At 69.4% G+C, this 25,802-nt stretch carries 18 protein-coding genes and 4 pseudogenes; 16 read left to right on the plus strand and 6 right to left on the minus strand.

The features are described from left to right. Positions 1-24: 24 nt before the first annotated feature. On the minus strand, positions 25-867 hold the full coding sequence (locus ACWD35_RS38300; RefSeq protein ID WP_451355985.1) for a DUF459 domain-containing protein: 843 nt from the start codon (positions 865-867) through the stop codon (positions 25-27). Between the two features lie 320 nt (positions 868-1,187). Here ACWD35_RS38300 and ACWD35_RS38305 point away from each other — a divergent pair. Then, positions 1,188-2,104, plus strand: a pseudogene (locus tag ACWD35_RS38305) (transposase); the annotation flags it as partial. Positions 2,105-2,419: 315 nt separating this feature from the next. Then, complete coding sequence (locus tag ACWD35_RS38310) at positions 2,420-2,968, plus strand: hypothetical protein (protein WP_451355986.1); 549 nt, start codon at positions 2,420-2,422, stop codon at positions 2,966-2,968. A gap of 337 nt (positions 2,969-3,305) precedes the next feature. Here ACWD35_RS38310 and ACWD35_RS38315 read toward each other — a convergent pair whose 3' ends face one another. After that, positions 3,306-4,382: a S53 family peptidase gene (locus tag ACWD35_RS38315; RefSeq protein ID WP_451355987.1), complete on the minus strand. Its 1,077-nt coding sequence runs from the start codon at positions 4,380-4,382 to the stop codon at positions 3,306-3,308. A 427-nt stretch (positions 4,383-4,809) separates the two neighbouring features. Here ACWD35_RS38315 and ACWD35_RS38320 point away from each other — a divergent pair. The 11 genes and pseudogenes from ACWD35_RS38320 to pcaB form a co-directional block, all read left to right on the plus strand. Next, positions 4,810-4,974 (plus strand): annotated as a pseudogene (locus ACWD35_RS38320) (RNA polymerase subunit sigma-24); the annotation flags it as partial. A gap of 549 nt (positions 4,975-5,523) precedes the next feature. Beyond that, a complete protein-coding gene (locus ACWD35_RS38325) occupies positions 5,524-7,044 on the plus strand; it encodes an MFS transporter (protein ID WP_451355988.1) in 1,521 nt (506 codons plus the stop codon). 336 nt (positions 7,045-7,380) lie between these two features. Continuing rightward, positions 7,381-8,325: a mevalonate kinase gene (mvk, locus tag ACWD35_RS38330; RefSeq protein WP_451355989.1), complete on the plus strand. Its 945-nt coding sequence runs from the start codon at positions 7,381-7,383 to the stop codon at positions 8,323-8,325. Further along, positions 8,315-9,361 (plus strand): diphosphomevalonate decarboxylase, encoded by a 1,047-nt coding sequence (gene mvaD / locus ACWD35_RS38335; protein WP_451355990.1) that lies wholly within the window; start codon positions 8,315-8,317, stop codon positions 9,359-9,361. Before mvk ends, mvaD begins: the two co-directional genes overlap by 11 nt. Beyond that, positions 9,361-10,476 carry a phosphomevalonate kinase gene (locus ACWD35_RS38340; RefSeq protein ID WP_451355991.1) on the plus strand — a complete coding sequence of 372 codons (1,116 nt, stop codon included), beginning with the start codon at positions 9,361-9,363 and terminating at the stop codon, positions 10,474-10,476. Before mvaD ends, ACWD35_RS38340 begins: the two co-directional genes overlap by 1 nt. After that, positions 10,473-11,562 (plus strand): annotated as a pseudogene (fni, locus tag ACWD35_RS38345) (type 2 isopentenyl-diphosphate Delta-isomerase); the annotation flags it as partial. The gene ACWD35_RS38340 and the pseudogene fni, both read left to right, overlap by 4 nt. Further along, entirely contained in the window at positions 11,563-12,624 is a 1,062-nt protein-coding gene (locus ACWD35_RS38350; RefSeq protein WP_451356003.1) for a hydroxymethylglutaryl-CoA reductase, read from the plus strand. Between the two features lie 4 nt (positions 12,625-12,628). Then, positions 12,629-13,804, plus strand: a complete 1,176-nt coding sequence (locus ACWD35_RS38355; protein ID WP_451355992.1) for a hydroxymethylglutaryl-CoA synthase — start codon at positions 12,629-12,631, stop codon at positions 13,802-13,804. A 371-nt stretch (positions 13,805-14,175) separates the two neighbouring features. Then, entirely contained in the window at positions 14,176-15,150 is a 975-nt protein-coding gene (locus tag ACWD35_RS38360) for a 3-oxoacyl-ACP synthase III family protein (RefSeq protein WP_451355993.1), read from the plus strand. A gap of 91 nt (positions 15,151-15,241) precedes the next feature. Beyond that, on the plus strand, positions 15,242-17,158 hold the full coding sequence (locus ACWD35_RS38365; protein ID WP_451355994.1) for an FAD/NAD(P)-binding protein: 1,917 nt from the start codon (positions 15,242-15,244) through the stop codon (positions 17,156-17,158). Next, positions 17,148-18,587: a 3-carboxy-cis,cis-muconate cycloisomerase gene (pcaB, locus tag ACWD35_RS38370; RefSeq protein ID WP_451355995.1), complete on the plus strand. Its 1,440-nt coding sequence runs from the start codon at positions 17,148-17,150 to the stop codon at positions 18,585-18,587. Before ACWD35_RS38365 ends, pcaB begins: the two co-directional genes overlap by 11 nt. 300 nt (positions 18,588-18,887) lie before the next feature. Here pcaB and ACWD35_RS38375 read toward each other — a convergent pair whose 3' ends face one another. Next, positions 18,888-19,307 (minus strand): hypothetical protein, encoded by a 420-nt coding sequence (locus ACWD35_RS38375; protein ID WP_451355996.1) that lies wholly within the window; start codon positions 19,305-19,307, stop codon positions 18,888-18,890. Between the two features lie 972 nt (positions 19,308-20,279). Between ACWD35_RS38375 and ACWD35_RS38380 the strand changes: the two genes are divergently transcribed. Next, positions 20,280-21,812, plus strand: coding sequence for an FAD-dependent oxidoreductase (locus ACWD35_RS38380; protein ID WP_451355997.1), 1,533 nt, complete (start codon positions 20,280-20,282; stop codon positions 21,810-21,812). A gap of 151 nt (positions 21,813-21,963) precedes the next feature. Here ACWD35_RS38380 and ACWD35_RS38385 read toward each other — a convergent pair whose 3' ends face one another. Next, complete coding sequence (locus tag ACWD35_RS38385) at positions 21,964-22,164, minus strand: hypothetical protein (RefSeq protein ID WP_451355998.1); 201 nt, start codon at positions 22,162-22,164, stop codon at positions 21,964-21,966. Positions 22,165-22,388: 224 nt separating this feature from the next. On the opposite strand from ACWD35_RS38385, the gene ACWD35_RS38390 reads away from it, so the two are divergent. Both ACWD35_RS38390 and ACWD35_RS38395 read left to right on the plus strand, forming a co-directional pair. Beyond that, on the plus strand, positions 22,389-23,210 hold the full coding sequence (locus ACWD35_RS38390; protein WP_451355999.1) for an AfsR/SARP family transcriptional regulator: 822 nt from the start codon (positions 22,389-22,391) through the stop codon (positions 23,208-23,210). Positions 23,211-23,456: 246 nt separating this feature from the next. Further along, positions 23,457-24,737, plus strand: a complete 1,281-nt coding sequence (locus ACWD35_RS38395) for an NAD(P)/FAD-dependent oxidoreductase (RefSeq protein ID WP_451356000.1) — start codon at positions 23,457-23,459, stop codon at positions 24,735-24,737. 90 nt (positions 24,738-24,827) lie between these two features. Here ACWD35_RS38395 and ACWD35_RS38400 read toward each other — a convergent pair whose 3' ends face one another. Together ACWD35_RS38400 and ACWD35_RS38405 are read right to left on the minus strand one after the other, a co-directional pair. Then, a complete protein-coding gene (locus ACWD35_RS38400) occupies positions 24,828-25,331 on the minus strand; it encodes a DoxX family membrane protein (protein ID WP_451356001.1) in 504 nt (167 codons plus the stop codon). A 255-nt stretch (positions 25,332-25,586) separates the two neighbouring features. Beyond that, positions 25,587-25,802: pseudogene (locus ACWD35_RS38405) on the minus strand (hypothetical protein); the annotation flags it as partial.

Genomic DNA, 25,802 nt, shown 5'->3' on the forward strand with positions numbered 1-25,802 from the left:
TTCCACAGACTCCTTTCTTCTCGATTATTTTCCATGCAATGCGCCCGCATGGAACATGGAATTGAGAATCCAATTCCCAAGGCGCAGTTCAGATTGCTTACTGAGGTGACTGGGGCCGTAGACGGGAATCCCGGAGATCTCTTTCGGGCATTGATTCAAATCGTTGCAGAGCTGGTGGTGGGTATCCAGGTGATGCACCCTGGGATACTTCTTACTGAATTCCAGAAGAATCCCGGAGTATGCGACCGTCACCGAGCCCGGGTAATGCGTGCCAGGCCATCCGAGCAGGTACACCGGGGTCCGCCTTTGGGAGAGGATCCGGATGGCCTTGTCGAGACTGGTGACGAACTGCTTTCTCGCTTTGTCGTCGAGAATCGACACCGACTTCCCGCCCGGGTCGACCGGCTGTGGCAGCGCGTCCATCTGGACACTCATCAGAACCGCGTCCGGACGCACCTTGTTCATCAGTTTGGGCCACTCGGTCTTCCAGTTCGGACAACTTACGGAATGCCGAACGCGGATCCCGCAGCCGCCTCTCGCGGCATCCGTGACTTGCCCCTTTCCGGCAAAGGCCGTGGCAATCCCGGAGGCCGTAGCCATCCCCCAGGAATCTCCGACCACCAGCACTTTCTTCCCTTCCGCGCCCGGCAGGAGGGTGGGATCGCCCCACGGGGGGAGGCCGGTGTTACGCAAGGCTGGGGGTGTTTGAGGGAGCAAGCATGGAGCGGCGTAGCACGGAATGTCCGAGCGCGTCGGCTCTTGAGTGATCCCGGGGGTGCCACTCAGGCACCCAAAAATACCGGTTGCCAGGCACAGGGAGGTGCCTTTCAGCACTTGAAACGCGGGCATTTTCGCCAGCCCCTCCATGGAAGGAAGTACACAGTTCACCAGCAGATTTCGAGAACTCAGCGAACCAGAGCGTACTGGAGAGGAGCTGCTGTACGACTGCCCAACACGGCGAGGCTAGACGGCATTACGCCTGATCGGCCCTGGGCGACCGGGTGACTGCCACCGAATGATGCATCGACAACGGGCGTGCCAGAACCTCGCGCCGGCGACCGGACGTCTAACATCTTGCTGATCAATCCGATTGCTTCCGAGTCAGCGCGGGGTTTCGTTCCGCCTGATTACAGAGCTTCTGCGCGCGGACTCGACAAACGCCGTCCGGCGATGATGGACTCCCGAGAATTCCAGCCGCTCGGGCGGATGCGTTCTTCGATCTGTCGGACGTATTGCTGTGCGCGGACGGGCCGGTGAAGACACCGGTGGAGCTGTCGCTGACCGCTGAACACCGCCGTGGCTACGGCTCCCTGTACGCCGCGCTCAATCACGGCCGTCTCGACGTGGATCGGCTGCATGACCTGCTGGTATCAGTGTCGCTTCCGCGCTTCGGCGGGCGGCTTGTGGTGACCGTGGACGTCTCCCCGTGGCTGCGCTCGGACGCGGCGTGTTCGCCGCAGCGGTTGTTCTGCCACGTGCACGGCCGCTCCCGGTCGGCCGCGCAGATGATCCCCGGCTGGCCGTACTCGGTCGTCGCCGCGCCGGCCCCGGACCGCACCTCGTGGACCGCCGTGCTGGACGCTCGCCGGCTCGGTCCCGAGGACGACGCCGCGGCCGTCACCGCCGCCCAGCTGCGGCAGGCGATCGAGCGCCTCATCGCCGCCGGCCAGTGGCGCGGCAGTGACCGGGACATCCTGGTCGTGATGGACGCCGGCTACGACGTGATGCGACCGCCAGTCGAAGCACGGACCGGAGTTCCGCCTGGCGAAGGCGGAGACCGTAAACGGCACGCCCTGCTACGGCAAGGCCGAGGCCCGTGCGTGGGACCGGGTGTACCCCCGGCTCACCCACCGCTCGGCCTGGATCGATCTGGACGGCGAACTCCTATTGGTCGAGGGGATGTTGAGCCGACTCAAGGTCGACCACCTTCCCGGCGACCGCGACGCGCCACCGGTCTGGCTGTGGTCCTCCGCGACAGGCGCGGTCCCGGCAGAGGTCGGCGGACCGGTGGACCTGGCTCGTCATCGTCGCCCACACCCAGATCCGTCTCGCGTTGCCGTTGGCTGCCGATCAGCGCAAGCCCTGGGAGAAGACCACCGCTCCGGCACAACACCAAGCAGGATCCCGACCAGCCAATCTGCAAAGCCCCAGGTCAGGAAGCACACCACTGTGCAGGCACATCGGTCGACGACACACCCGTGTCCGTTGCCAATGATTCCAGCCTGTTTGCCAACGAACCCAGTCGCCGGGGCGGAGCGTTGGGGAAGCACGGACGTAGTCGCCGAGCCCATCGCCTCAGAGGATGACGGGTGGTCCCCCACGCGGTTGATCACGTCGTCCAAGTCTCGTGCCGCGTGGCTACCCGAGACAGCCACGCAGGCCGATAAAACGCGCTGCGCAGCGCGTGAAGATGGCCTGCATGAGCATTCAGCCCAACCCATCCACTGTTGTCACACCCCCGGCGCCAGCCCCTCGTTGGGCGATCTGGGCCGCGCATCTGACCACGCTGGTGGTCCTGCCGAGCAGTCTGTGGCGCATCGCCCTGGTGCTCGGATACCCGGCGGGTTACAGCAAGGCGGGCTTCGCCGGCTTCGAGACGACAGGGGCAAAGGTGTGGATGCTGACACTCAGCGTGATCTGCGAGCTGGGTGCCTTCCTGACGATCGGTCTGGTTCGGCCGTGGGGTGAGATCGTGCCGCGCTGGATACCTCTGATCGGAGGGCGAAGAGTCCGTCCCATGGCCGCCGTCATCCCTGCCGCTTTCGGGGCAATCGCGCTGACCCTGCTCTGGGCCAATGTCCCATGGTGGTGGACATACCCGCACACCGACATGACGCGCGCCGGGCACCTCTTCGTCGGCATGCTCTACCAGCCGTTGATCCTCTGGGGCCCGCTACTTGCTGCCGTCACCCTCTCCTACCACCGCCGCCACCACGCCCCGCGCCGCCGGGCAACGACGGACGAGTGAATGCCTGGCATTGCCATGGACGGCTGGATTCGGTGACAAGAGGGCTGGCTTCGTTGCCAACGGACCCGCCGCACTCTGCACCCCGCTCAGAATCGCCCGACTCCTCACCGCCACACACCACCACCTCGCGAACGAGCCCTAGCAACACAGCGCCGACCGCGCCAACAACTGGCGGATCCGTTCCAATGCCGACCGAGGCCACCTGCGGTTTCCTTGGGAGCAGGCGGAACGGAAACACCAATCGGCGCATCAATAGTCCAGCTCCAGCTGCTCGATACCCGTGAACACCACCAAGAGGCCCGCGGACGCCGCCCAGCGGGTCACCCGGGTCGGTTGCTCACTTCGGCCAGGCGACCGACCCCGGGTCTGCGTCGCCGAGTCCCCACGTCCCGGGGGCTCGCAGGCCGCGGACGCCGTCGGGGGTGCCGATGCCGGTGGGTGGGTCGTATCCCGGGCCTGCGCAGAAGGAGCCGGCGCATCCGGTGACGATGTCGTGGAAGTACTGGGGTTGTGCGTACGGGTAGGAGTTCGGGTAGGTGCCCGGGGCGGGCGTGCCGGCCAGGGCGTAGATGCCGGCGATCAGCGGGCCGGAGAGGCTGGTGCCGCCGGTGACCAGCCAGCCGGAGCGGCCGCTGACAGGGATCGTGTCGTACACCGCGAAACCGGGGTCGGGATCCGCGAGTGCGGAGACATCGACGGTGGTGCGGTTGCTGGGGCAGAAGGAATCGTGCTGGAAGGGCGGCTTGGGTTCGAAAGCAGAGCAGCCGGCTCCGCCGTGGGCCCAGGCGCTTTCGGCCCAGCCGCGGCGATTGTGTGCAGGGATCAGCGTGGTACCGCCCACCGAGGTGACGTAGGGGGAAGCCGAAGGGTAGACCGTCTGGCCTCCGATATCGCCCGAGCCGAAGGCGAAGACGACCCCGGGATGGTCGCGGAAGTGATGGTCGAACACACCCTCGTTCGGGCCCTCAGTGAGGGCCCAACTGTTGGAGACGAACTTCGCACCCTGGGCGACGGCCTGGTCGACTGCGGACAACAGGTTGAGGAGGTGGCTGTCGTCAGCCTCGACGACAAGGATCCTGCAGGACGGGCAGGCCGCGCTGACCGCGTCCACATCGATCGACTCTTCGAGCGCCCAACCCGGGTCGGTGACGGACGGGGGCGTGGGTCCACCGCGCTGGTTGATCACACGCAGGCATCCGCTGACCCTCGTACACGGCGGCAGGTGGAACTGGCGGCGGTAGACGGCCAGATCACTCTCCAGGTTCGGATCATGAAAGGGGATGGTGATCGCGACCGTCCGCCCTCCGCCGCCGCGGGGCAGCTCGTAGGCGCTCTGGATGTCCCTCGGGCCGTATCCGGCCGGTTGCTCGCCCGGCCCAAGGACCCGCCTCGCGGGCACATCGGTACGGGCCATCGCCAGGCAAAACGCCCGGTCAGGATCGTGCGTCTCCGGGCAGACACGCACGGACGCCGGGCCCGGGCCCGCGTTCGCACCGGTCGTTCGCGTCAGCCGCGGCCCATCTCCGGCCGGAAACGTCCCGACCTGAGCCGTCGCGGAACCGGCGACCCCGCTCGCTACCACAACCGCGGCGACCACAGATCCCAGCACGCGAAACCGCATGACTCTCCTTCAGGACAGCGAGCACAAACTCCCGTGAGCCGAAGGTCATCGTGGTCACACACACGCCTCGGTCCGGACGATCGACACGTGATCGCCCAACGGACGGCTCAGCATCTGCGCTCCAACAGGCCCGCAGGGGCAGACCACCGGGCCGCGCAGTCAGACCTTGAGGGGCCCCGCGGCCTCGAGTCCGAGGAGTGTGGGAATGCAAACAGGCACGAAGACAGCGCGGCGGGCTCGCGAGCATGTGGCGGCCCGCCGACCACGGATGCAGGTGAGCCGGTCGGAGCAGCAGGCCGTGGTGGACCGATTCCTGGCCGCCTTGCGCACCGGGCAGTTGCAGGAGCTGATGGAGATCATGGCACCCGGGGTGTTGTTGGTGACGTGGACATCACCGTTCGGGGCGACGGCCATGCCACCGTCCGCCTCGATCTGTTTGGCGACCTCGCGCGCCTCGTCCACCGCCTGGACGTACGGCAACGTACAGGCCGGAGCGCTGCCGCTTCTGGTGTGAGGCGGGCTACAGCACTTTCGGGTGCTCTTGCTGCCAAGGCGCCGCCCGTGTCACTATATCTGCACGCCTCCCCTGCCCAAATGCCGACGGCACAGGCCCCTCGCCGCCGACGGTTCGACTTCGCCGCCTCGCCCAGGCTGGAGTCGGCGGGGGAATCCATCCCCACAGCATCTGAGTTGAGAAACCCTCAAAGACCCCGCTCCCATGCGGGGTTCTCTGCATGGTTCGCCCCCACGACCCGGCTGCTGTGCGTCGTGATGGCAACGCCGGCAACTGATCATCCGCGGTCATGTCACATCCCGGGGAACCGCTTCGTCGTACTGCAGACATGCGTATCCCTGTGCGACCGGCACGCCGGGCGGGCACGCCCGCCCGGTGGTCCTCATCGGCCGCTGATGACCCGGAGGAACCACCAAGGCAATGAGTACCGTGGCCAAGGATTCACGAGACGGGGCGGACGGCGTCGCCGGCGGCGACCCGCGGCGTTGGCTGGCGCTGACTGTCCTTGCGGCAATGCAGTTCATGCTCGTCATGGACATAACCGTGGTGAACGTCGCGCTCCCCAAGATCCAGACCAACCTGCACTTCTCGTACGAGAACCTGGCCTGGGTGGTCAACGCCTACGTGCTGGTGGCGGGCGGCTTCCTGCTGCTGGGCGGGCGTCTCGCCGACATTTTCGGCCGTCGGCGCATGTTCATGACCGGTGTGCTGGTGTTCGGTGTCGCGTCGGCCGTCTGCGGCTCCGCGACCCACTCCTGGATGCTGGTCAGCGCCCGCTTCGTCCAGGGCCTGGGTGAGGCGTTCGCCGGACCGGCGGCGCTCGGCCTGATCCCCGTCCTGTTCCCGGACAACAAGGAGCGGGCGAAGGCGCTCGGCATGTGGGGCGGTCTGTCGGCGCTGTCCGGCGCGGTCGGCTCCGTCCTCGGCGGCACCTTCACCGACACGATCAGCTGGCGCTGGGTCTTCTTCATCAACATACCCGTCGCGATCATCGCGCTGATCATGGTGCCGCGCGTGATGGACGAGAGCAGGATGCCCGGCCGGCGCCGGATCGACGCGGTCGGTGCGGCCACCGCCACCGGCGGCCTCGTCTCGATCGTCTACGGCCTGCTCCAGGCCGCCGAGCACTCGTGGGGCTCCGGGCACGTGCTGCTGCCGCTGTTCGGCGGCATCGCCCTGCTGCTCCTCATGATCGCGTGGGAGGCCCGCGTTGCGGACCCGATGATCCCCCTGCGGTTCTTCAACAACCGCACCCGCGTGACGACCAACTTCGTCAGCCTGACCATGATCGGGTCGTTCCACGTCTACGCCTTCCTGCTCACCCTGTACGTCCAGCAGGTGCACCACTGGTCCCCGATGAAGACGGGCCTGTCCTACATCCCGCTCACCGTCACGATGATCTTCGGCGCGGGTCTGGCCACCGTCCTGATGCCGCGCATCGGCGTCAAGGGCGTCATGAGCATCGCCGTCTTCGGCTGCTCGGGGGCCCTGCTCATCGTCGCTGCCGGTCTCGACCCCACGGCCTCCTACGTCAGCGGGTTCATGCCTGGCCTGATGGTGTTCGGCTTCTTCAACGCCCTCGGCTACCCGGCCCTGATCAACGGCGCGCTGCACGACGTCACCGGCGCGGACTCGGGCCTGGCCTCCGGCGTCCAGACCGCCATGCAGCAGATCGGCGCGGCGCTCGGCCTGGCCACCCTGGTCCCCTTCGCCTTCCGCTACGTCAAGCACCACATCGAGGACGGCACCCTCGCGCAGGTCGCGCAGACCGACGGTTACGCGCTGGCGTTCCGCATCGCCGCCGGCATCCTCGCCTTCATGGGCCTGGTCGTCCTGGCGGTGCTGCAGAAGGGGGTGGCCACCGAGATGCGCGACGCCGTGTCCGAAGCGGCCACCGCCGAGCAGGCAGGCGCCCGGCCCTCCGCTGCCGCCGCCTCCTGAACCGCGTCTGAACGACGCGACCCGCACCGCCCCCGGACACCTCCCCGGGGGCGGTGCCTTGTTGTGGGCGGGCGGCCGGATGCCGAGGCCTCGTAGAACGCGACCCGAAGGCGGGACAACACGCCAAACGGCTCCACGACAGGCGCATCGGCGGGGAGACTGACGCGAGTTACAGATCAAGTTCAGGGAGTCCTGGATCTGATGTCCTGCTTCATTCCCTCCCAGAACGCGGGAGTTGCGATCTCAATGCAGAAACGACATGGGGAGCTGAGCGTGTTGACTCTACCGGCCTCAGCTGAGGGGGTATCAGAAGGCCACGGGGCCCGCTCCGTCGGCGTGGGCCGCGCCCACGCCAAGGCCATTTTGCTCGGGGAGCACGCGGTCGTCTACGGGGCTCCGGCACTCGCCCTTCCGGTTCCGCAGCTGACGGTCACGGCCACCGCCGGATGGTCCGACACCCCCGACGACGGCGGCGACGTGTCCTTCACGATGACCGGCTCCGCGTGGGGCCCGGTGGTCACCCAGGCCTCCGAAGGACTGCGCCGTCTCATCACCGAGTTCAAGTCCGCCTCCGGCGTGACCGACAGCCGCCACCTCGACGTGATCATCGACGCGGCGATCCCGCCCGGCCGGGGACTCGGCTCCAGCGCGGCCTGTGCGCGCGCGGTCGTCCTCGCCCTCGCCGACCTCTACGGCCGCGAGGTGACCGAGAAGGCGGTCTTCGACCTGGTGCAGTTCGCCGAGAACGTCGCGCACGGCAAGGCCAGCGGTGTCGACGCCCGCTCGGTCGGTGCGACCGTCCCGCTGCGCTTCCAGGCCGGCGAGGCCGAGGAGCTGAGCATCGGCTGCGACGCCCTGTTCATCCTCGCGGACAGCGGCGAAGCGGGCAGCACCAAGGAAGCCGTCGACATGCTGCGCGCGGGCTTCGAGCGCCAGGAGGGCGCGCGGGAGAACTTCGTGGGCCGTGCCACGCAGCTGACCGACGAGGTCGCGCAGGCCCTCGCCGACGGCAAGCTGGCCGACGCCGGGGCCCGTATGAACGACTGTCACGAGCTGCTCAGCGAGGTCGGCATCAGCACCGACCGGATCGACGCGCTGGTCGAGGCCGCACGCGCGGCAGGCAGCCTCGGCGCCAAGATCACCGGAGGCGGTCTGGGCGGCTGCGTGATCGCGCTGGCCCAGCCGGAACAGGCCCGCGAGGCCACGCGCCGGCTGCACGCGGCCGGCGCCGTACAGACATGGGTGCTACCGCAGAAGGGGCTTGCCGGGCATGCGCGCTGAGACGCGAACCACGCTGGTGCGACCGCGCGAGGGGGACACCGCGGCAGGTGTCACCGCCGTCGCGCACCCGAACATTGCGCTGATCAAGTACTGGGGCAAGCGCGACGAACAACTTCTCCTGCCGCGCACCGACAGCCTGTCGATGACCCTGGACATCTTCCCGACGACCACCACCGTCCGCCTCGCCCCCGGGGCCGGGCAGGACGCAGTGACCCTCAACGGCGTGCCCGCCGAGGGCGAGGCACTGCGCCGCGTCGCCGGCTTCCTGGAGCTGGTGCGGGAGACGGCCGGGGCCTCCGAGCGGGCCGTCGTGGACACCGTGAACACCGTGCCCACCGGCGCGGGCCTGGCGTCCTCCGCGAGCGGGTTCGCCGCCCTCGCACTCGCCGCCGCCGCGGCCTACGGGCTCGACCTCGACGCCACCGGGCTCTCGCGCCTGGCCCGGCGCGGATCCGGGTCGGCCTCGCGCTCCGTCTTCGGCGGCTTCGCGATGTGGCACGCCGGGACCGGCACACCCGCCGAGGCGGACCTCAGCTCCTACGCCGAGCCCGTGCCCGCGGCCGACCTCGACCCCGCGCTGGTCATCGCGGTCGTCAACGCCGGCCCGAAGGCCGTCTCCAGCCGCGCGGCCATGCGCCGCACCGTCGAGACCTCGCCGCTGTACGAGCCGTGGGCCGTCTCCAGCAAGGACGACCTGACCGAGATGCGCGCGGCGCTGCTCGCCGGCGACCTCGAAGCGGTCGGCGAGATCGCGGAGCGCAACGCGCTCGGCATGCACGCGACGATGCTGGCGGCGCGCCCGGCGGTGCGCTACCTGTCGGCGCCCACGCTCACCGTGCTCGACAGCGTGCTCCAGCTCCGGCAGGACGGCGTCCTGGCCTACGCGACCATGGACGCCGGACCGAACGTCAAGGTGCTGTGCCGCCGCGCGGACGCCGAGCGGGTGGCCGAGACCGTGCGCGGCGCCGTCGGAGACGGCCAGGTGCACATCGCCGGGCCGGGGCCGGGCGCGCGCCTGCTGCCCGAGGGCGGATGATGACCCGTCAGCACACGGTGGTCCGGCGGGCGCCGGGCAAACTGTTCGTCGCGGGCGAGTACGCGGTGGTGGACGCCGGCAACCCGGCGATCCTGGTGGCCGTCGACCGGTACATCACCGTCACCGTGACCGGCTCCGCCGAAGCGGGCGTCGAGATCTCCTCCGACCTCGGCCCGCGCGGCGTGCGCTGGCAGTGGCAAGACGGCAGGCTCCGCCCGTACGGCACGGACGACGAACAGGGGGTACGCGCCCGCCTGGCCCACGTGGTGTCGGCGATCGAGACCGTGGCCCGGCTGCTGGCCGAACGCGGCCTTCCCGTACCGGCGTTCAGCCTCGGCGTCGAAAGCGGCCTGCACGACGACGGCAGGAAGTACGGCCTCGGGTCGAGCGGCGCGGTGACCGTGGCGACCGTCGCGGCCGTGGCCGCCTTCGCGGGCCTTCGGCTGTCGCTCGAGGACCGCTACCGCCTGGCCATGCTCGCCACCGCCGCGCTCGAACCCAGGGCCTCCGGCGGTGACCTCGCCGCCAGCACGTGGGGCGGCTGGATCACCTACCAGGCGCCCGACCGGGCCGCCGTGCTCGACCTGGCCCGTGGAAGGGGCGTCGAGGAGGCGCTGCGCGCCCCCTGGCCGGGCTTCGCGGTACGCCGGCTGCCGGCGCCCAAGGGCCTGGCGCTGGAGGTCGGCTGGACCGGAAACCCCGCCTCCACCGCGGCCCTCGTCTCCGACCTGGACCGGCGGCGGGCCTGGCGGGGCAGCGCCTCCCACCAGAGGTTCGTGGAGACCACCACCGACTTCGTCGGCGCCGCCGTGGCCGCACTGGAGCAGCAGGACCGCGAGGGCCTGCTGGACCAGATCCGGCGGGCCCGGCAGGAGTTGGCTCGACTGGATGACGAGGTCGGTCTGGGAATCTTCACGACCAGGCTGACGGCGCTGTGCGACGCGGCCGAAGCCGTAGGCGGCGCCGCCAAGCCCTCCGGGGCGGGCGGCGGCGACTGCGGCATCGCTCTGCTCGACGCCGACGCGTCACGAGACATCGCTCACGTGCGGGAACGGTGGGCCGAGGCAGGGGTGCTGCCCCTGCCGATCGCCGCCGCGGAAGGGAACGAGGAATGATCGCACAACGCAAGGACGACCACGTCCGGCTCGCCGTGGAACAGCACCGGGAGCACAGCGGACGCAACCAGTTCGACGAGGTGTCGTTCGTCCACCACGCCCTGGCCGGCATCGACCGCGAGGACGTGTCCCTGGCCACGACGTTCGCGGGCATCACCTGGCAGGCGCCGCTGTACATCAACGCCATGACCGGCGGCAGCGAGAAGACCGGCATCATCAACCGGGACCTGGCCATCGCCGCCCGCGAGACCGGCGTACCCATCGCGTCGGGCTCCATGAGCGCCTACTTCAAGGACCCCGACTGCGCCGGCACCTTCAGCGTGCTGCGCGAGAACAACCCCGACGGGTTCGTCATGGCCAACGTCAACGCGACGGCGTCGGTGGAGAAGGCGCAGCGCGCCATCGACCTGATCAAGGCCAACGCCCTGCAGATCCACATCAACACGGCGCAGGAGACGCCCATGCCGGAGGGCGACCGGTCGTTCTCCTCCTGGGTCCCGCAGATCGAGAAGATCGCCGCCTCCGTCGACGTCCCCGTGATCGTCAAGGAGGTCGGCAACGGGCTGAGCCGCCAGACCGTCGACCTGATCGAGAAGCTGGGCGTGAAGGTCGCGGACCTCGGCGGCCGGGGCGGCACGGACTTCGCCCGCATCGAGAACGGCCGGCGTGAGCTCGCGGACTACGGCTACCTCCACGACTGGGGACAGTCCACCGCCGCCTGCCTGCTGGACGCGCAGGGCGCCGGCATCCCCGTCCTCGCCTCCGGCGGCGTACGCAACCCGCTCGACGCCGCCCGCGCCCTCGCGCTCGGCGCGTCCGGCGTCGGCGCCTCCGGGAAGTTCCTGCGCACGCTGCTGGACGGCGGCGTCGACGCGCTGGTCGCGTTGCTGACGGCCTGGCTGGACCAGCTCGCCGCGCTGCAGACCATGCTCGGCGCGCGCACCCCCGCCGACCTGAGCCGCTGCGATCTGCTGATCCACGGCGACCTGCGCGACTTCTGCACCGACCGAGGCATCGACACACGGCCGCTGGCCCGCCGCTCCAGCAGCTCCGACGCCGCCCACTGAGACGACAGGAACCACAACGATGACTGAGGCACACGCGATCGCCGGCGTCCCGATGCGCTGGGTGGGACCCCTGCGCATCTCCGGGAACGTCGCCACCACCGAGACCCAGGTCCCGCTCGCCACCTACGAGTCGCCGCTGTGGCCCTCCGTGGGCCGTGGCGCGAAGGTCTCCATGCTGGCCGAGAAGGGCATCGTCGCCACCCTCGTGGACGAGCGGATGACCCGTTCGGTACTGGTCGAGGCAGTGGACGCGCAGACCGCGCTGACGGCCGCGCGGACGATCGACTCGCGCATCACCGAGCTGCAGGAAGTGGTGCGCACCTGCAGCCGCTTCGCCGAGCTGATCAACATCCACCACGAGATCAACGCCAACCTGCTGTTCATCCGCTTCGAGTTCCGCACCGGCGACGCCTCCGGCCACAACATGGCCACCCTCGCCTCCGACGTGCTCCTCAAGCACCTGCTGGATACGATCCCCGGCATCTCCTACGGGTCGATCTCCGGCAACTACTGCACGGACAAGAAGGCGACCGCGATCAACGGCATCCTCGGCCGCGGCAAGAACGTGGTCACGGAACTGCTCGTGCCGCGTGAGGTGGTCGAGAACGTCCTGCACACCACGGCCGCCAAGATCGTCGAGCTGAACATCCGCAAGAACATGCTCGGCACGCTGCTCGCCGGCGGCATCCGCTCGGCGAACGCCCACTTCGCGAACATGCTGCTCGGGTTCTACCTGGCCACCGGCCAGGACGCGGCCAACATCGTCGAGGGCTCCCAGGGCGTCGTCATGGCCGAGGACCGCGACGGCGACCTCTACTTCGCCTGCACCCTGCCCAACCTGATCGTGGGCACGGTCGGCAACGGCAAGGGGCTCGCCTTCGTGGAGACCAACCTGGCCCGGCTCGGCTGCCGTGAGGAGCGCGAACCCGGCGAGAACGCCCGCAGGCTCGCCGTGATCTGTGCGGCGACCGTGCTGTGCGGTGAACTCTCGCTGCTCGCGGCCCAGACGAACCCGGGCGAACTGATGCGTGCACACGTCCAGCTGGAACGCGACAACCAGACAGCAAAGGTCGGTGTTTAAGGAAATGGCCAGCGATTCCTCCATAGGAATTCACGATCTGTCCTTCGCCACCACGGAGTACGTCCTGCCGCACACGGCACTCGCCGAGTACAACGGCACCGACATCGGCAAGTACCACAAGGGCATCGGTCAGCAGTCGATGAGCGTGCCCGCCGCCGACGAGGACATCGTGACCCTGGGCGCAGCCGCCGCCGCGCCCATCATCGCCCGGCACGGCAGCGACGGGATCCGTACGGTCGTCTTCGCGACGGAGTCGTCGATCGACCAGGCCAAGTCGGCCGGCATCTACGTGCACTCGCTGCTCGGGCTGCCCTCGGCCTGCCGCGTCGTGGAGCTCAAGCAGGCCTGCTACGGGGCGACCGCCGCCCTGCAGTTCGCCATCGGCCTGGTGCGCCGCGACCCCACGCAGCGGGTCCTCGTGGTCGCCAGCGACGTCTCCAAGTACGAGCTGGACAGCCCGGGTGAGGCCACCCAGGGCGCGGCGGCCGTCGCCATGCTGGTCAGCGCCGACCCCGCCCTGCTGCGCATCGAGGACCCCTCGGGCGTGTTCACCGCCGACGTCATGGACTTCTGGCGGCCCAACTACCGCGACGAGGCCCTGGTCGACGGGCAGGAGTCCATCACCGCGTACCTCCAGGCGGTGGAGGGCAGCTGGAAGGACTACACCGAGCAGGGCGGGCGCCCGCTCGACGAGTTCGCCGCGTTCTGCTACCACCAGCCGTTCACGAAGATGGCGTACAAGGCCCACCGGCACCTGCTGAACGTCACCGGGCACGACACCGACGAGGACCGCGTCGCCCGCGACCTCGGGCTGACCACGGCCTACAACAACGTCATCGGCAACAGCTACACCGCCGCGGTGTACCTGGGCCTCGCCGCCCTGCTCGACCAGGCGGACGACCTGACCGACCGGGCCATCGGCTTCCTCAGCTACGGCTCCGGCAGCGTCGCCGAGTTCTTCGCCGGGAGCGTCGTACCCGGCTACCGCGAGCACCTGCGCACCGAGGCCAACCGCGAGGCGATCGGCCGGCGCAAGACCGTCGACATCCCCCGCTACCGCGAGCTGCACGAGCGGTCCTTCCCGGCCGACGGCGGCGACCACCTCACCCCGGCCGAGACCACCGGACCCTTCCGGCTGGCGGCCCTGCGCGGACACAAGCGCATCTACGAAGCCCGCTGAGACCCGCTGGTCGCACAGCCCGTGACCCGCGGGCACGTCGCACGTCCACCGAGCCGCCCGGTCGCGCTCCTCGGTGCGCCTCACCCCGGTCGCACTGGTGCCGCTGATCACCCTCATCAGCGCCGCCGACCCGATGAACGTCGTCATCCGCGAGCCCGCCGGCAACCATCAGCCCGGCCGGCCCGGATCACACGGACTGCACAGACAGCGCAGACAGCACAGACAGCACAGACGGCAGGCAACGACGCCTGCCGGTTTCGCGGGCCCCGGCCGCATGCCGGGGCCCGGTTCGGTTTCTTGCCGACGACGGCCGCCCAGCCGCGGCCGATCGCACTGTCATGTCAAGACCACCTGAGGGGGGAGGCAGGCGCATGACCGAAGTCGGAATCCTCGGTACGGGTGCCTATGTGCCGGAACGAGTCGTCTCCAACGACGAGGTCGGAGCGACGGCACAGGTCGACGACGCCTGGGTCATCCGCAAGACCGCCATCCGGGAGCGCCGCTGGGCGGCCCCCGAGCAGGCCACCTCGGACCTGGCCGCGGCGGCGGGACGGGCCGCGCTTCGGTCGGCGGGCATCACCGCCGACGAGTTGTCCGTGATCGTGGTCGCCACTTCCACGCCGGACACACCCCAGCCACCCACCGCCGCCTATGTGCAGCACCTGCTCGGCGCGAACGACGCGGCGGCGTTCGACGTCAACGCCGTGTGCTCCGGGGAGGTGTTCGCGCTCGCCGCGGTCGAGGGCATCCTCGCCAGGCGCGGCGGCCACGCGCTGGTCATCGGCGCCGACGTGTACTCCCGCATCCTGAACCCGGCCGACCGCAGGACGGTCGTCCTCTTCGGGGACGGCGCCGGCGCGATGGTCCTCGGCACCGGCCGGGGCTCGCGCGTGCGGCACCTCAGCGCGCACACCTTCGGCGAACTGTCGGGCCTGATCCAGGTGCCGGCCGGCGGCAGCCGGCTGCCCTGCGACCCGGCGGTCCTCGAGGCCGGCCGGCAGTACTTCACGATGGACGGCCGCGCCGTGCGCGCCTTCGTCGAGGACCATCTGCCCGGGCTGACCAAGCAGTTCCTCCACGAGGCCGGTGTCGTCCCCGACGACATCCGCCACTTCGTGCCGCACCAGGCCAACGGCGTCATGCTCGACACCGTCTTCGGGGAAATGGCCCTGTCCCGGGCCACCATGCATCTCTCGCTGACGCACTACGGCAATACGGGTGCCGCCTCCATCCCGATCACCTTGGACGAAGCCGCCCGCGCGGGCGCCTTCGAGCGAGGCGACCTGATCCTCCTGGCCGGCTTCGGCGGAGGAATGTCGGCTGGATTCGCACTGGTCGAGTGGTGAAACCACTGCCTGGTTCACGGCGTTCAAGTCGGCCGGCGCGGCGCCCGCACGGCCCTCGCTCCGTTGCCCGACATCGGCAGAAACAGGAATCATGACAACGACACATCGCACTGTGTGCGTGATAGGCGCCGGCCCGCGTGGCCTCTCGGTGGTCGAGCGACTCTGCGCCAACGCCCGCTCGCTGTCGGACGGCACCACCGTCCAGGTCCATGTGGTCGACCCCTACCCGCCGGGACCCGGCAAGGTATGGCGCACGGACCAGTCCCGTCACCTGCTCATGAACACCGTGGCCGGCCAGATCTCGGTGTTCACCGATGCCAGCGTGGACCTGGGCGGTCCCCTGGAGCCGGGGCCGAGCCTGCACGAGTGGTCCGTGGCCCTCGTCGCGGGCGAGTTCGGCGACGCCCACCCGGCACACGTCGTGGAAGAAGCCCGCGCGCTGGGCCCCGACACCTACCCGACCCGCGCGTTCTACGGTCACTACCTCGCGTGGGTGTACCAGCGCATCGTCGAGGGGGCGCCCGCCGGGGTGACCGTCACCGCGCACGCCTCCCTCGCCGTGACCCTGGACGACGCCCCGGACGCCGGTGACGCGGCCCGCCAGCTGGTGGTGCTCGCCGACGGAACCGTGCTGGCGGACCTGGACGCGGTGATCCTGTGCCAGGGCCACCTGCCGGCCCGGGCGGACGCCGCCGAGCGGGAGTTCGTCTCCCGCGTACGGGAGGCGGGCCTCGCCTACATCGAGCCGGCCAACCCGGCCGACGTCGACCTGGACGTGCTGGCCCCGGGCACGAAGGTGCTGCTGCGCGGGCTCGGGCTGAACTTCTTCGACTACATGGCCCAGCTCACCGCCGGCCGCGGCGGCTCCTTCGAGGCGGTCGACGGCCGGCTCGTCTACCACCCCTCCGGCAAGGAGCCGCAGCTCTACGCCGGGTCCCGGCGCGGCATCCCGTACCAGGCCCGGGGCGAGAACGAGAAGGGCCCGCACGGCCGGCACGAGCCGCTCGTGCTCACCGCCGAGCGCATCGCCGAGCTGCGCCGCACCCACGAGCACTCCGGGCTCGACTTCAGGGAACAGCTGTGGCCGCTGATCGCCCGTGAGGTCGTGGCCGTCTACTACCGGACGCTGTTCACCTCGCGCGGACACGCCGCCCGGGCGCAGCAGCTCCAGGACGACCTGCTGGCGGCAGGATCGGGGAAGGAGGCGGGGCGTGCCGTCCTCGACGCGTACGGCCTCGACGAGAAGTACCGCTGGGACTGGGAGCTGATCGCCCGCCCCTACCGGGGCCGGGAGTTCACCAGCCCGCGGGACTTCACCGACTGGCTCCTCGGCTACCTGCGCGAGGACGTCGAGGAAGCCGAGTCCGGCAACGTCAGCGGCCCGCTCAAGGCGGCCCTCGACGTCCTGCGGGACCTGCGCAACGAGATCCGTCTCGCGGTCGACCACGGCGGCCTGCACGGCGACTCGTTCCGCACCGACCTGGACGGCTGGTACACCCCGCTCAACGCGTTCTTGTCGATCGGCCCGCCGGCGCGCCGCGTCGAGGAGATGACCGCGCTGATCGACGCCGGTGTGCTGCACATCGTCGGGCCCGAGCTGCGTGTCGAGGCCGGCGAGGGCGGCTACTCCGTCAGTTCGCCGCTCGTGCCCGGCTCCGCGGTCCGGGTGGACGTGCTCGTCGAGGCACGCCTGCCCGAGATCACCCTGCGCCGCACCGAGGACCCGCTGCTGCGCCACCTGCTGGAAACCGGGCAGTGCGGCACGTACCGCATCCCCACCCGTTCCGGCGGCACGTACGAGACCGACGGACTGGCCGTCACCGAGCGGCCGTTCCACCTGGTCGACGCGGCGGGACGGCCGCACCCGCGGCGCTTCGCCTTCGGTGTGCCGACCGAGTCGGTGCACTGGGTGACGGCCGCGGGCATCCGGCCCGGCGTCAACTCGGTGACGCTCACCGACTCCGACGCCATCGCGCGCGCGGCCCTGGGACTCACCCATGTCCACTGACCTGAGCCTCGCCGCGGAGACGGGGCTCGGCCTCGCGTCCATGGCGGATCCGGGTCTGCTGTCGCCGGTCTGGGCGGACACCCCTGTCGTGGCCGCGGTCTGCGACGGGGCGTGGCTGCAGGCCATGCTGGACGCCGAGGCGGCGCTGAGCCGGGCGCAGGCCCGGCTCGGCACGGTGCCCGCGGCTGCCGCGCGGGTGATCACCGAGGCCGCGCGGGCCGACCGGCTCGACCTGGTCTCCCTGGCCCGGCAGGCGCGCGAGTCCGCCAACCCGGTGGTGGCGCTCGTGCGGGAGTTCACCACGCTGGTAGCGAGCGAGGACCGGGAGGCGGCCCGGTATGTGCACCGCGGCTCGACCAGCCAGGACATCCTCGACACGGCGACCGTCCTGGTCGCCCGGCGGGCCCTGGAGCTGATCCGCGGCGACCTGGAACGCGTCGAGGAGGCGCTGGCCGTCCTGGCCGCAGAACACCGGGACACCCTGATGGCGGGCCGCACCCTGGCCCTGCACGCGGTGCCGACGACCTTCGGCCTCAAGGCGGCGGGCTGGCGCCACCTCGTGCTGGACGCGGTGGACAAGCTGGACGCATTGGGAGCCGGCCGGCTTCCCGTCCAACTCGGCGGTGCGGCAGGCACGCTGGCCGGATATCTCGAGTTCGCGCCGGCTGCCGAACCGGCCGTCTACGTCCAGGAGCTGACGGAGGCGTTCGCGGCCGAACTGGGGCTGTCGGCCCCCCTCGTGCCCTGGCACGTGCTGCGCACGCCCGTGGTGGATCTGGCCACGGCCGCCGCGTTCGTGTGCGGCGCCCTCGGCAAGATCGCGGTCGATGTGCTGTCGATGACCCGGACCGAGGTCGGTGAGGTGCACGAGCCGGCGCCCAGCGGCCGGGGCGCGTCCTCGGCGATGCCGCACAAGCGCAACCCCGTACTGGCGACGGCCATCCGGTCCGCCGCCCTGCAGGCCCCGCAGCTCGCCGCGACGGTGCTGGGCTGTCTGCCGAGCGAGGACGAGCGCTCGGCCGGCGCCTGGCACGCCGAATGGGAGCCCCTGCGCGCCCTGCTGCGGCTGGCCGGCGGCGCGGCGCACCAGGCGGTGGAGCTCGTCTCCCAGCTGTCGGTGGACCCGTGGCGCATGCGCGCCAACACCCAGATCACCGGGGGCCAGATCGTCTCGGAGCGGATCGCCGTCGTCCTCGCCCCGCTGCTCGGCAAGGCTCAGGCACGCGATCTGCTCAACGAGGCGTCCGCCCACTCGGCGCGCACCGGCGAGCTGCTGGCCGACGTCCTGCGGCAGGACAGCCGGGCGTCCGCCGTGCTCTCCGATGCCCGGCTGACCGATCTGTTCGAGCCAGAGGCGTACACCGGGGCCGCCGGCCCCCTGACGGACCGCGCGCTGTCCCGGTCCCTGCCGTCCGGAGGCAGGCGATAGGCGTCATGACTGCGCGGCTGTCCGATCATGGAACGTCGTCACCGACGGTCACGATCGGACGGCCGCGCTCACACCCACAGGCACCCCGCCGACCTGCGCGAGAACCACGACGATAAATGCGTCAGGACCGACGCCGTAAAGCTATCTCGGTAAGTTCGTCTATATCGAACTCCGAGCGGCCCGGTGTGCCGTAGCGGGTTATCTTTCCGCGGCTCACCCATTTTCGGATGGTTGCTTCGGACACGCCCGCCGCGAGGGCGGCAACATTCGTGGGAACGAGCCTGTGGCGGGGCGGTTTGGTCACGTGTTGACGACCTTTCGCTGACTCTCCATCAGCGGTCGCAGAGTAATCCACTCGTGCATCTCCCAGATATGTCCCGACGAGCACCCGATACTGCTCTTTCCAGCGCTCCCGATGCTCTGCGACGACGTGCTGATCGTCCCCGTGCAGTCGTCCACGACGCAGTCCCTGATGACGACGTGGAGTTCGCTCGGACCGGGGTCGATGGTGCGCAGCAGTTCCTGCCCGAGACTGTCGATCTCGTCCGCGAGATCGGCGGCCGGCGGCTGGGCTGCGAGCCACTCGAGGTTGAGCAGCAGAAAGTGCGCCAGGTGCGGAACCGACCGCGTCGGGGCGGCCTTGCCGAGCTTCTCCACGACGTATCCCGACCACGCCTCCAGGACGGCGAGGATGTTGTGCCGGGCGTCGAGCACGGACATGTTCAGGTGATCCCTGTTGCGGCTCCCGGAGACCTTCGCCTGGTACACCTGCCGGGATATTGGTGATATGTGATGCAGGCATTCCTGATAGAGACTGGGAAGGTTGCGCAGATTACGCTCGACCTGCCTGATGCACGGAATGCAGAGGACGGACCCAGCGGCGGCACGGAGTTCTCGGGCGTGATTTCTGGGGCATCTGTGAAACTCCATGGAATCTCCTTCATGAGGTGACTCGCCCTGCCGCCGTCACGGATATCGTGAAACCCCATGACGACGTTTTGTTGGTGTCAGTTGGTGGACCATGGAGGGAGGACCGGAATGAACGGACCGCACGCCGAAATCACGGAAGAACGTCACGGTGGTGAACCGGACGCTCTGCGGCAGAGAATGTCGACAAAGGGCCCGGTCCGGCCTGGCGGAATACCGGCCCCGACACATTCAGCGGATATCGCGTGTAACGTGCGTCCCGTACCCCCCGACGCTGCCCAGACATAACTGTGGGTGCACTGAGAGACTTCCACGGGGCGGTTGAAGGTGTCAACGCTGATCGTTGCCAATCAAGATGCTCTGAATTGACAATCAAGATGCTCTAAAGGGGAACTCCAGACTCTCTCAGTGCCGATCTGGGCATGTGATGCAGGGTCTGCGGGCCCTGCCGGACCCGGCCTTCGCCGTCTGAGTGCTCGACGTTCACCGGAGTCCTCATCGCAACCGCCTGGAAAAACGCTTGAGACCTTCGCGCCCGCCCGGCGCCGCGGGCCGGGCCCGCACAGTGCCGCCGACCGGGCCGACGTGCGCGCCCCCCACCAGGCAGATCAGCCCGGAAAACCCCCAAGGCACGGGGCGTTTCCCGGCTCCGCCCAAAGCGGTGCCACCGCGCCCGTCGCCGTCCGGACCGGCCGGGAATCCCCTGCCGCGGCGAGGGCCCCGCACCGCATGATGCATCTACAACGCACAGGAGGGGGACCGGAGATGAGCCTGGAGGCAGGTGCCGTCGACGGGGACGGCGGCCACGGCCACGCCGTGGTGATCGGCTCCGGCCTCGCCGGGCTCACCGCGGCCCGGGCCCTGGCCAACTTCATGGACCGGGTCACCGTGATCGAGCGCGACCGGCTGCCCCGCGGATTCGGGCGGCGCCGTGGCGTGCCCCAGGCCCGGCACACCCACACCCTCATGCCCGCAGCACACCAGGGCCTGGAGCAGCTGTTCCCGGGCATCGTCGCGGATCTCACCGGCGCCGGAGCGGTCCGGGTCCGCATGCCCAAGGACATGCTGCTGCTCGGCCCGGCCGGCTGGCTGCCCCGCTTCGACGCCGGCCTGTTAGTGCTCAGCGCCGGCCGCGACCTGATCGACGCCGTCGTACGCGACCGGCTGCGCGCCGACCCGAAGGTGACCTTCCTTCCGGAGCACGAGGTCGTCTCCCTGGAGCCCGGCCGCCATGACACCGTCGTCGGCGTCTGGGCGCGCGGCCGGGACCGGCAGACGCCCGACGGCTGGGGCCCCCGGCACCTGATCTCCGCCGACTTCGTGGTGGACGCCACCGGGCGCGGCTCCCACGCCCCCCAATGGCTCGCCGCACTCGGCTACCAGACGCCCCGGGAGTCGGTCGCCCACACCCGGACCACCTACGCCTCGACCGTGTTCGCGCCGCCCATCGGCCATGTCGCCGACTTCAGCAGCCTGCTGCTCATGGGCACCCCCGACCACCCCCGCCAGGGCATGCTCCACCCCATCGAGGGAGGCCGCTGGTCGGTGACGCTCAGCGCCGACGACGGCAGCCGCCCGCCCGCCGACCACGAGGCCCTGCTGCGCGCCGCGGGCGACCTGCGCCACCCGCTGCTGCGCGATGTCATCGAGGCCGCCACCCCCCTCGGCCCGGTCTACGCCTGCGCCCGCACCGAGAACCGCTGGCGCCACTACGAGAAGCTGCGCCGCTGGCCCGACCAGTTCTTCGTCGTCGGTGACGCCTACGTCTCCCTCGACCCGGCCCACGGCCACGGCATGACCCTCGCCGTGCAGTCCGCCCTCGTCCTCGACCACGTGCTGGCCAGCCAGGGAACCGCCATCGGCGTCAACTTCCGGCTGCGCCGCGCCCTCGCCGAGCACCTGGCCCCCGCCTGGCAGGCGAGTCTGCGCAACCTCGGTGCGGCCGGCGCCGAGGCGCACCTGGCGCCGGACGGACTGCGCGCCCGGCTCGGCCGGCGCTACGAGGCCCGGATCGCCGCCGCCGCGACCTGCGACGAGGACGCGGCCAGGCTGCTGCTCGAGCGCCTGCACACCGTGGACCCGCCGGCCGCCGGGCTGCGCCGCCGCGAGCTGCGGGCCCTCCTGCGCGCCACGCGCGTGCCCGCCCCGCTGACACCGCCCAGCACCACCCACGGCCAGGGCGCCCGGCCGCGCCGCCGCCTCACCGCGCCGGCCGTACCCGCCATCGGGGTCTCCATCGGCTCCGCCAGGCCCCCGGCCACGACCTCCTCGGCCCACTGGAGCGGCGCCGGTGGCTGAGCGGCCGGGCGGGCTGGGCGAAGGCCCCGATGCGGCAGCGGCCGGCCCACGGTCTTCTTCGCCTCCTCGATGTGCATGATGGTCCGTCAGCTTGCCGGCGGACCCTGTTTTTCATGCCTTCCTCGCGCCGGAATATTTCCTTCAGCGGATTTCAAGTCCGCTCGGCGGCCGGTTCCGGGAAACCCACCCGCATCGGGCGCCGGTGATAGCAGCTCAGCAGGGAGAGCAGCTTCTCCCCCGGTAGATCCGGCAGGAAGTCACACCCACCCGTCGCGTCCAGACGGGCCAGCAGTCCCAGGATGAGGGGGCCCGCGTCGCAATGGGCCGTCGAACCTTTCGATTCCGTCGCCATGACTGGAAGGTAACAGCACAACCCTGCCTGAGAACAGATGCCGGGGTTCCCCGGGACCCGCCCCTGGACGACGGCTGGAGAAATACTAGACGACACCTCGCGTATAACTCCATGAAAGCTTTATGGCCCCCTGAGGCAGACCGAGCAGAATCGACGCTGCAGACACTATCCAAATCCTGGTTAAAACCCTGAATCGACGGCCACTGGCAGGGTACGGAGGAAGAATGAACATAAGAGTGCTGGGTGCCCTGAGTGCCGAAGTGAACGGAATCTCGATCGTCCCGACCGCGGGCAAGCCCCGCCAGATCCTGGCGCTGCTCGCCCTCTCCCCCGGCCGGGTCGTGCCGGTGCCCACCCTCATGGAGGAGGTCTGGGGCACCGACCTGCCGCAGAGCTCGCTGACCACGCTCCAGACGTACATCCTCCAACTGCGTCGCATGCTGAGCACTGCCATGGGCCCGGACGTACCGGGCTCGGCCAAGGACATACTCGCCACCCGCTACGGCGGCTATCTGCTCCAGATCCCCGCCGAGGCGGTCGACGTCTACCGCTACGAGCGGCTGGTCACCAAGGGCCAGCACGCCTTCGAGGACGGTGAGGACGCCAGCGCGGCCTCCCTGCTGCGCGAGGCGCTGGACCTGTGGGAGGGACAGGCGCTGGTCGACGTCCGGGTCGGTTCGGTGCTGGAGATCGAGGTGCTGCGGCTGGAACAGAGCCGCCTGGTCGCCCAGGAACGCCGTATCGACGCCGAGCTGCGGCTGGGCCGGCACGTCGAACTGATCGCCGAGCTGACCGATCTGGTCGCCCGTCACCCCCAGCACGAGGGGCTGCACTCGCAGGCGATGGTGGCCCTGTACCGCTCGGGCCGGCAGGCCGCCGCGCTCGACGTCTACCTCCGGCTGCGCCAGTGCCTCATCGAGGAACTCGGCGTCGAGCCCTCGCCGCAGCTCCAGCGCATGCACCAGGCGATGCTCTCGGTCGACCCCCGCCTGGACGTCGTCGCGGGCCCCCGCCGCACCTCCACGTTCGACTTGTACGCGGCCTGACGCCGACGCACCTCATCTGTCCCCCTGCTCCCGGACCGACCATCCGGGCTGGTGACGCTCGGACGGATGCTCTGGCGTTCTTTTGGGATCCCGACTCCTTTCGACGGATGTCCCGCTGAGCAATCTGGGCGATGACACCGCCTGACCGGTCCCTGCATTCTGGTCTGTGAATGCGCTTTGCGGGAGCAGCAGTTGTCCTCACACGTCTCGCGAATGCGGCCGGATCGGAACTGGGGAAGGTCTCGTATGTCGTCCACTCTCTTCGGGTTTTCTGGCGATTTCGACGTCATCGTCATCGGCGGCGGACCCGCCGGTGCGACCACCGCAGCGCTTCTCGCCAAGCGCGGACACCGTGTTCTCATGCTCGACCGTGAGCGATTCCCCCGGTATCACGTCGGGGAGTCGCTCATCCCTGGCGTGATGGTTCCCATGGAGGAACTCGGCCTGAAGGAACGCATGGAGGCCAAGGGGTTCGAGCGTAAGTACGGCGGCACTCTGGTCTGGGGCAACAACGAGGTTCCGTGGAATTTCTCGTTCACCACGGGCGGTCGTATTCCCTACGCCTTCCACACGCGCCGTGCCGACCTGGACGCGCTGATTATGGACCGGGCCCGCGAACTGGGTGCCTTCGTCGTGGAGGACGCGACGGTGAAGGAGCCCATCGAGGAGGACGGCCGCGTCGTCGGCGTCCGCTACGCTCTGCGCGGCCTCAACGGAAACCACGAGGCCAGGGCCCGCCTGGTCATCGACGCCTCCGGGCAGGCCCGCGTGCTCGGCCGGAAGTACTCCGAGGTCAACTGGAACGAGCAGCTGCGCAACGTCGCGGTGTGGACGTACTTCGACAACTGCCACCGCCTCCCCGGCGACGAGTGGAGCAACATCCTCATCGAGGGCACCCAGGACGGCTGGTTCTGGGGCATCCCGATCGACAAGGGCGTCTTCAGCGTCGGTTACGTGACGCGTTCGGAGCTCGCGAGCGCGTCCGACAAGTCCCTCGAGGACCTCTTCGAGTCCGAGATCGCCCAGACCACCAAGCTGAAGGACCTGCTGCGGGACGCGACCCAGGCCGCGGGTTACCGCTCCGCGCGCGACTGGTCGTACACCAACGAGCGCTTCCACGGGAACGGCTGGGTGCTGGTGGGTGACGCCGCCGCGTTCGTCGACCCGCTGTTCTCGACCGGTGTCGCGCTCGCGACCCTGGCGGCGAGCACGCTGTCGAAGGTCGTCGACCAGATACTCCAGCACCCGGAGATCGAGGAGAAGGCGCTCGACCGGTACTCCGCGGCCTACCAGGACTTCTTCCACGACATCCGCCAGTTCGTCGAGGGGTTCTACGACCGCTCGAAGACCAAGGGCTTCTACTTCAACATGGCCCAGGACATGATCGACCCCGAGAAGAAGAACGACGCCGAGGTCGACTTCGTCAAGCTGATCTCCGGACTCAGCGGACGAGCGGGCGGACTGTTCGAGCTCAGCCTCGACGACCTCATCGAGGACGCCACGGGTGCATCCAGCGCCGGGAACTGAACGCAATGACGGAGCTCGCCGGCAGTCCCCGTGAGCGGGGACTGCCGGCGAGCTCCGTTTTCTTTCCGGTCACCGGCGCGAAGACGTCTTTCACGAATGCGAGCCTGCCGTCTGCTCTGCACGCAGAGGTTTCTCGGCAGGCGCAAGCCGGTTCCGCGACTTCGACTGACCGACAATCACCAGGGCGGCCGACACGATCACCAGGTTCTTGATGATGTACTGCCCTTCAAGAGTTCCGACGCAGAAGGACTCCCAGGTTTCTCTCGGGAACAAGAAGAGCGGAGTGAACGTTCCCGCCATGTGCCCGAGAAGTATCATGACCGTCAGAGTGCGCGCTTTTCCGCTGATCAAGAGCAGGCCGATAAATACTTCCAGTACGCCGGTCAGGACGGAAGCGACTGTTCCGTGGATGATCCCCAACGTCAGCTTGTCCACGGTTTTCAGGACCAGGGGTTCCGCCGGGCTGACCCCCGGAAAGAACTTGGGCACTCCGAACCACAGGTAGATGATTCCTATGGAGATCCGAAGTGCCACGATCCCGAACGAGGCACCGAGACTCTCGAGGAAGCGAGCGAACTGTCCATAAGTACGCATGGGCCTTAACTCCCCGTATGTGTCACGATTTCCGGCTATTTTCCCTTGACCGTCTCGCGTCCCGCTTAAGGCTTGGTGGAGACACGGCAGGGCGGGGTCCTGCGACGGATTGCAGGCGGCACGGGTACGCCAAACGCCTGGTGGTCACGGCTGGACAGCCGCCGTTCCACCAGGCGTTCTCACGTTCTGGCGTCTCCCGACATCGGTCACGCCTCGAGTTCCCGGGCACTCACCGCCCAGGGAATCGGCGCACCACTACTGGCCGGCCTCCGGGGCCGACGATGCGCCGGCGCCGGCGGGGCCGAGCAGGACCTTCGCCTCCAGGGAGCCCTCGCTCAGCTGGTGGTACGTCTGGAGCTTGAAGTACTCGCCGCCAGCGTAGGAGGCGACGTTGTAGAGGCCCTGGAGGGGGCCGGGGTAGGTGTGGGAGACGTTCTTGGCGAACTTCTCGACCTGCGCATCGACCGTGAT

Source organism: Streptomyces sp. NPDC002671 (assembly GCF_053592475.1).

Excerpts from the sequence above, each read along its gene's own strand:
- ACWD35_RS38300 (WP_451355985.1), bottom strand. The coding sequence starts at position 867 with ATGGAGGGGCTGGCGAAAATGCCCGCGTTTCAAGTGCTGAAAGGCACC.
- ACWD35_RS38310 (WP_451355986.1), top strand. The coding sequence starts at position 2,420 with ATGAGCATTCAGCCCAACCCATCCACTGTTGTCACACCCCCGGCGCCA.
- ACWD35_RS38315 (WP_451355987.1), bottom strand. The coding sequence starts at position 4,382 with ATGGCCCGTACCGATGTGCCCGCGAGGCGGGTCCTTGGGCCGGGCGAG.
- ACWD35_RS38325 (WP_451355988.1), top strand. The coding sequence starts at position 5,524 with ATGAGTACCGTGGCCAAGGATTCACGAGACGGGGCGGACGGCGTCGCC.
- mvaD (WP_451355990.1), top strand. The coding sequence starts at position 8,315 with ATGCGCGCTGAGACGCGAACCACGCTGGTGCGACCGCGCGAGGGGGAC.
- ACWD35_RS38340 (WP_451355991.1), top strand. The coding sequence starts at position 9,361 with ATGACCCGTCAGCACACGGTGGTCCGGCGGGCGCCGGGCAAACTGTTC.
- ACWD35_RS38350 (WP_451356003.1), top strand. The coding sequence starts at position 11,563 with ATGACTGAGGCACACGCGATCGCCGGCGTCCCGATGCGCTGGGTGGGA.
- ACWD35_RS38355 (WP_451355992.1), top strand. The coding sequence starts at position 12,629 with ATGGCCAGCGATTCCTCCATAGGAATTCACGATCTGTCCTTCGCCACC.
- ACWD35_RS38360 (WP_451355993.1), top strand. The coding sequence starts at position 14,176 with ATGACCGAAGTCGGAATCCTCGGTACGGGTGCCTATGTGCCGGAACGA.
- ACWD35_RS38365 (WP_451355994.1), top strand. The coding sequence starts at position 15,242 with ATGACAACGACACATCGCACTGTGTGCGTGATAGGCGCCGGCCCGCGT.
- pcaB (WP_451355995.1), top strand. The coding sequence starts at position 17,148 with ATGTCCACTGACCTGAGCCTCGCCGCGGAGACGGGGCTCGGCCTCGCG.
- ACWD35_RS38375 (WP_451355996.1), bottom strand. The coding sequence starts at position 19,307 with ATGTCCGTGCTCGACGCCCGGCACAACATCCTCGCCGTCCTGGAGGCG.
- ACWD35_RS38380 (WP_451355997.1), top strand. The coding sequence starts at position 20,280 with ATGAGCCTGGAGGCAGGTGCCGTCGACGGGGACGGCGGCCACGGCCAC.
- ACWD35_RS38385 (WP_451355998.1), bottom strand. The coding sequence starts at position 22,164 with ATGGCGACGGAATCGAAAGGTTCGACGGCCCATTGCGACGCGGGCCCC.
- ACWD35_RS38390 (WP_451355999.1), top strand. The coding sequence starts at position 22,389 with ATGAACATAAGAGTGCTGGGTGCCCTGAGTGCCGAAGTGAACGGAATC.
- ACWD35_RS38395 (WP_451356000.1), top strand. The coding sequence starts at position 23,457 with ATGTCGTCCACTCTCTTCGGGTTTTCTGGCGATTTCGACGTCATCGTC.
- ACWD35_RS38400 (WP_451356001.1), bottom strand. The coding sequence starts at position 25,331 with ATGCGTACTTATGGACAGTTCGCTCGCTTCCTCGAGAGTCTCGGTGCC.